The sequence below is a fragment of the Actinoplanes oryzae genome (assembly GCF_030757795.1).
GTDB lineage: Bacteria > Actinomycetota > Actinomycetes > Mycobacteriales > Micromonosporaceae > Actinoplanes.
The window spans coordinates 1-3,438 of the sequence record NZ_JAUQWH010000315.1 but is presented as its reverse complement, the minus strand read 5'-3'; the positions used below and the strand labels follow the sequence as shown (position 1 = coordinate 3,438).

Genomic DNA, 3,438 nt, shown 5'->3' with positions numbered 1-3,438 from the left:
CCCCGTACGGATGAAGCGGCCCCTCCGCCGGTGCGACTGTGCGTCGTCCCTTTCGGAGTTTGTCCAGGTCAGCGCGCATTTTACCGGCGTTCCGGCCGGGGCGCCGCCCATGATCCAGGAGTCACCCCGCCGGGTCCGCCGCGTTGGTCCCCGGCGAAGGGTGGCGCGTGGCGTGCCGCCGAGGAGAACAACGAAGGGAACAACGGCATGCGCAAGCCCGCTGTCGTCGTGGCCGTCGCAGTGTCGGCGGTGCTGGCCGGCGGAGTCATGGTCGCCACCACGGCCGGTGCGGAGACCGCCCCGGACCTGCCGGCGATCCCCGCGGCCGGTGCCATGGACGACGTACCGGACCTGCCGGAGCTGCCCGCGGACGACCTCGATCCGACTCCCGCCCTGGGGGACGAGCCTGCGCCCACCGAGACTTCCACCCCGAAGCGGCCCGGGGGTCCCGCACCCGCGAGATCCGCCTCGCCCTCTCCCTCGCCCTCGTCGGCCGCACCGACCCGTCCTGCCGCCCTCGAGCGCCCGCAGCGGCCGGCCGCGTTCCAGCGCCCGGCCCAGCAGCAGCCGCAGCGCGCCGCCGCTGCGCAGGCCGAGCCCGGCGCCGGGTCGCTCACCGCCGCCGCCCGCCGCGACGTGACCACCAGCCAGGCGCTGTCGTCCGACCCGCGCGGCGACGTCCAGCGCCAGGCCCTCGAACTCGTCAACCAGAACCGGCGCGACGGCGGCTGCGGGGGCGTCAGCGCGGACCGGCGCCTGATCCGGGCGGCCAACGAGCACGCCGCCGACATGGCGCGCCGGGGCTACTTCGCCCACGAGAGCCCCAACGGCGACATGGCGGGCGAGCGCGTCGAGGACGCCGGCTACCGCTGGAAGCGCTACGGCGAGAACATCGCCCGCGGCCAGGACAGCGTCTACGAGGTGGTCAAGGGCTGGATGAACAGCCCCGAGCACCGCGAGAACATCATGGACTGCAAGCTGCAGCAGGTCGGCCTGGGCCTGGCCTTCGCGCCGGACCGCACCCCCTACTGGGTGCAGGACTTCGCCACCCCGCAGTGACGATCGGACCTCCCGGCTTCGTGCCACCAGTCAACTTCCCGATCTTCCTCCCCGCTTCGGTGTGTTTCTATATCGAGACACGTCTTCCGGGTTCCTGGGGAGGAGCATTGTGGGGTTTTCCCGGCGAATCGCCGCCGTCCTGACGGCATGCGCGGTCGGCGGCGGCCTGGGCGCGGTCGTGTCGACGGGGGCGGCCAGCGCCGCACCCGTGGTCACGGCCGCGCCGGTGGCCGCCGTCGTCGTCACGAAGGCCGCCGCGGCCTCGTGCGCGAAGGGCAAGTACCAGAAGCAGGTCGAGGGCTACCTCAAGAAGCTGGGGGGATTCGGCGCCGTCAAGGTCGACGGCAAGCAGTCCGCCGCCGACTGCAAGGCCATCAAGAAATTCCAGCAGAGGTACGGCATCAAGCCCGCCGCGGGCCTCGCCGGACCCACGACCTACAGCGTGGCCAAGCGCCTCGCCTCGACGAACACCAAGGCCTGCAAGGCGAAGAAGAAGGGCATCACGTTCTGCGTGAGCCTGACGCAGCAGACCACCTTCGTCATGAAGAACGGCAAGGTCCTCAAGAAGCCGACGGTGATCCGCAGCGGCATGGAGGGCTACCGCACCCCGACCGGCACCTTCAAGATCAATAAGCGCACCAAGAAGGAATGGTCGAACCCCTACAAGGTGTGGATGCCCTACTGGCAGCGCTTCGTTGGCGGCATCGGCTTCCACCAGACCACGACGTACATTCACGACGGGTGGCGCGGCTCGCACGGTTGCATCAACATGCTCCCGTCGGACGCCAAGGCGTGGTACGGCATCGGCAAGATCGGCTCGACGGTGAAGGTCTACGGGCGGCGGCCGGGGACCTGATCCGCTTCGCTGTCTCCTTCGGGCGGCCCGTCGGCGTCTGACGCCGGCGGGCCGTTGTGCGCTTGCGCGTGTTGTGCGCTTGCGCGTGTTGTGCGCTTGCGCGTGTTGTGCGCTTGCGCGTGTTGTGCGCTTGCGCGTGTTGTGCGCTTGCGTGCGTGCGCCGGTCTGCTTGCGCGTTTTGTCCGCTTGCTGCGGCGTTGTTGCCTGTGGGCGGCGGGTGCTCCCTAGGCGGCCAGGCTGTCGTGGGCGTAGCGGACGTGCGTGGTCAGGATGTCGTGGCAGGGGAAGGCCTTCTCGTCGCCCGTCGCGGTGATCACCCGCAGGCCCTCGCGGCTCAGGGAGTAGGTCACGTCGGTGAACCTGCTGATGGTGTCGTCGTGGTGCACGACCGTCAGCTCGTCGGCGCGCTGCATTGTGGGCATGTCACTTCCCTTCACGTACGCGGTTACGGGCCCGGGGGCCACGCGGTTCATCGTGACGTCTGAAAATGACCTTTCGGCCAGCGTGGCACCTTGGTGCAACACTCGCCGTCAAGAACATGTCACCGACCGATGTATCTGTCTAGATCCCTTCCGCAGCTGTCCGATAGTGATAGCAATCGGCAGCGTTCGCGGCGATCTGTGGTCTTTGCGTTGCGGAACCGTGGCATAGAGTGACGTCGTGGTCCCGACCCCCCGGCGGGCGGCGGTGGTGCTCGCCGCGTGCCTCCTGCTACCGCCGCTGACGGCAGCCTCCTGTACCGACGAGCCGTCGGGCATCGCGCTCGGGCAGGCCGCCCGCGGCACCGTCACCGAGGTCGTCGAGGCATCCGGGGCGGTCACCGCCCGAGCCGCCGGGACGGTCACGTCACCCGCCGAAGGCACCCTCGCCGCGCTGCGCACCGAGCCCGGCGGCCGGGTGCGCAAGGGCCAGGTCGTCGCGGTCATCGACTCCCCGGCGACCGAGCAGCGCTTCGCCGCCGCCGCGGAAGCCCTCGACGCCACCTCCACCGGCGGCGGGGCGGTCGGCGGCGGGGCGGTGGACTTCGATGCCGTCCGCGTCAGCACCGACTCGAAGGCGGAGCAGGCCTTCGCCGCCGCCCGCGAACACGCCGCCGAAGTCACCGATCCGGCCGTGGCGAAGGCCCTGACGGCGCAGCTCGACGCGGCCCGGGAGCAGTATCTGGCGGCTTCCACGGCGGCTGCGGAGACCGTACGGTCGCTGCAGCGCGGCGTCGCGAGCGTGGGCGAGGCGGTGGCGGCGCTCGGGGCGGCGCAGCGGGTCCAGGCACAGCAGGCGTACGACCTGGCGGAAGCGGCCGTGGACGCCCTCACCCTGCGGGCTCCCGTGGGCGGCGTGGTGCAGCTCGGGGGCGGCGGGACGGCGGCCGCACCGGCCCTGACCGACCTGCTGCCGACCGGGGCCGCCGCATTGCCCACCGGCGACAGCGGGCCCGTGTCGGGGGTGAGCGAGGCGCTGCCGGTGGGCGCGCCCGTGGGGGTCGGCACGCCGATCCTGACCGTCGTCGACACGAGCGCGCTCGG

The 3,438-nt window shown here is 71.4% G+C and carries 3 protein-coding genes and 1 pseudogene; 3 read left to right on the top strand and 1 reads right to left on the bottom strand.

Translation table 11 applies throughout. The features are described from left to right. Positions 1-207 precede the first annotated feature (207 nt). Both RBH18_RS43435 and RBH18_RS43430 read left to right on the top strand, forming a co-directional pair. On the top strand, positions 208-1,059 hold the full coding sequence (locus RBH18_RS43435) for a CAP domain-containing protein (RefSeq protein ID WP_306216364.1): 852 nt from the start codon (positions 208-210) through the stop codon (positions 1,057-1,059). Positions 1,060-1,168: 109 nt separating this feature from the next. Continuing rightward, positions 1,169-1,915, top strand: coding sequence for a L,D-transpeptidase family protein (locus RBH18_RS43430; protein WP_306216363.1), 747 nt, complete (start codon positions 1,169-1,171; stop codon positions 1,913-1,915). Positions 1,916-2,139: 224 nt separating this feature from the next. Here the strand turns inward: RBH18_RS43430 and RBH18_RS43425 are convergent, their stop codons facing one another. Further along, positions 2,140-2,337, bottom strand: coding sequence for a hypothetical protein (locus RBH18_RS43425; protein WP_306216362.1), 198 nt, complete (start codon positions 2,335-2,337; stop codon positions 2,140-2,142). Between the two features lie 238 nt (positions 2,338-2,575). Here RBH18_RS43425 and RBH18_RS43420 point away from each other — a divergent pair. Further along, a pseudogene (locus RBH18_RS43420) lies at positions 2,576-3,438 on the top strand (efflux transporter periplasmic adaptor subunit); the annotation flags it as partial.